General features: G+C 62.6%; 2 protein-coding genes. Both read left to right on the plus strand.

Going from position 1 to position 1,931, the window contains the following annotated elements; genetic code table 11:
- A partial coding sequence (locus tag EOD15_RS33660; protein WP_127409262.1) for a lytic murein transglycosylase occupies window positions 1-1,177 on the plus strand: 1,177 nt, incomplete at its 5' end.
- Between the two features lie 257 nt (window positions 1,178-1,434).
- The coding region (locus tag EOD15_RS33665) for an ABC transporter substrate-binding protein (protein ID WP_245463844.1) at window positions 1,435-1,931 on the plus strand (497 nt) is incomplete at its 3' end.

Here is a 1,931-nt window from a genome sequence, read left to right on the forward strand (position 1 = left end):
CGCCTCCGCCGCAAAGATCGACGACCAGTTCCGCGCCTGGCTGCAGAACGACCTTTGGCCGCAAGCAAGGGCGAAAGGCATTTCCAAAACCACCTTCGATGCCGCCTTTGACGGCATCAAGCCCAATCTGAAGCTGCCCGACCTGGTCAAGCCGGGCGATAAGGCGACCACGCCGCGGAAGCAGCACCAGGCCGAATTCGGCTCACCCGGCGCCTATTTCGCCGAGAAGACCGTTCGCGCGGTGACGGCGGGCGGGCGGGCGCGCGAAGCCACCAATGCCAGGACACTTGCATCAATCGAAAAGCGCTACGGCGTGCCGGGCGAAGTGCTGCTGGCGATCTGGGGCCGCGAGACCGGATTCGGCGCGGCAAAAATACCCTACGACGTCTTCGAGGTGCTGGGCACCAAGGCGTTCATGTCGACCAGGAAGGACTTCTTCCGCACCGAACTGCTTGCGGCACTCGAGATCGTCGAGCGTGGTCTGGCTCCTGTCGGCGCGATGAAATCGTCCTGGGCCGGCGCGCTCGGCCAGCCGCAATTCATGCCGACCTCGTTCCTGAAACATGCCGTCGATTTCGACGGCGACGGCCGCGTCGACATCTGGAAGTCGACGCCGGACGTGCTGGCCTCGATCGCCAATTATCTCGTCCACTATGGCTGGATAAAGGGCCGTGGTTGGGGTTTCGAGGTGACGGTGCCGGAAAGCGTTTCCTGTTCGCTGGAAGGCCCGGACCAGGGCAAGAAAATCTCGCAATGGGCTGATATGGGCATCAAGCGCGTCGGCGGCAAACCGTTTCCGGCGAGTGAACTGAAGGCCGAAGGCTTCCTGCTGATGCCGGCAGGGCGCAGCGGCCCGGCCTTTGTCGCCACGCCCAATTTCTACGTGCTGAAGCAATACAACACCAGCGACCTCTACGCGCTGTTCATCGGCCACGGCGCCGATCGCATCGCCCATGGCGACGCGAATTTTGCCGGCAGCTGGGGCGCGGTTGGCGGGCTCCACCGTTCGGACATCGCGGCCCTGCAGCGGTCGCTGGAAGCCAAGGGCTATGATGTCGGCAGCGCCGATGGCCTGCCCGGCTTCAAGACCCGCCGTTCGATCGGCACTTGGCAAGCCAAGAACGGGCGCGCCGCCACCTGTTTCCCTGACGCCGGCCTTGTCGCGGCTCTGAAGTAGTCGCGACTTCGCCAGATTTTCCCGATCGGCAGCCTCTATTGGCTGGCTTATGCGTCGACATCCACCGGCCTTTCTGGCCCATTGAGCCGTCGTATAAATGCTCGTTGCCCGCCACGAGGCCGCCGGATATGGTGTTGACCAACTGGACAAAAACCGCAACGGTAAGAGGTCAGTGGGGCCGTCAAGGCCCGAAAAGAATTCCACAACCCTGAGCCGGGAACTCAGGTCAACAAACAACAAAACAGGGAACAATCACGATGATGATGGAAAAGTTTGCTCTACGCTCTCGCTTCCTGCTGGCGGGTGCAGCCATGTCCGCGCTGCTTCTGGCCCGCGCGCCCGCCGGTGCAGTCACGCCCGCCGACACGCTGGTCGAAGGTTTCGCGATCGACGACATCATCTCCATGGATCCGGGCGAGGCGTTCGAGCTGTCGACCGCCGAGGTCACCGGCAACACCTATGATCTGCTTGTCCGTCTCGACCTCAGCGACACCTCCAAGGTCAAGGGAGACCTTGCCGAAAGCTGGACCGTCTCCGACGACGGCCTGACCTACACATTCAAGCTCAAGCCCGGCCTGAAATTCGCCTCCGGCAATCCGATCACCGCCGCCGACGTCGCCTGGTCTTTCGAACGTGTGGTCAAGCTCGACAAAAGCCCGGCCTTCATCATCGGCCAGTTCGGCATCAGCGGCGACAACGTCGCCGAGAAGGCCAAGGCGGTCGACGAGACCACCTTCCAGTTCACCGTCGACAA

It is taken from the genome of Mesorhizobium sp. M7A.T.Ca.US.000.02.2.1 (genome assembly GCF_003996995.1).
In the GTDB taxonomy this organism is placed as follows: domain Bacteria; phylum Pseudomonadota; class Alphaproteobacteria; order Rhizobiales; family Rhizobiaceae; genus Mesorhizobium.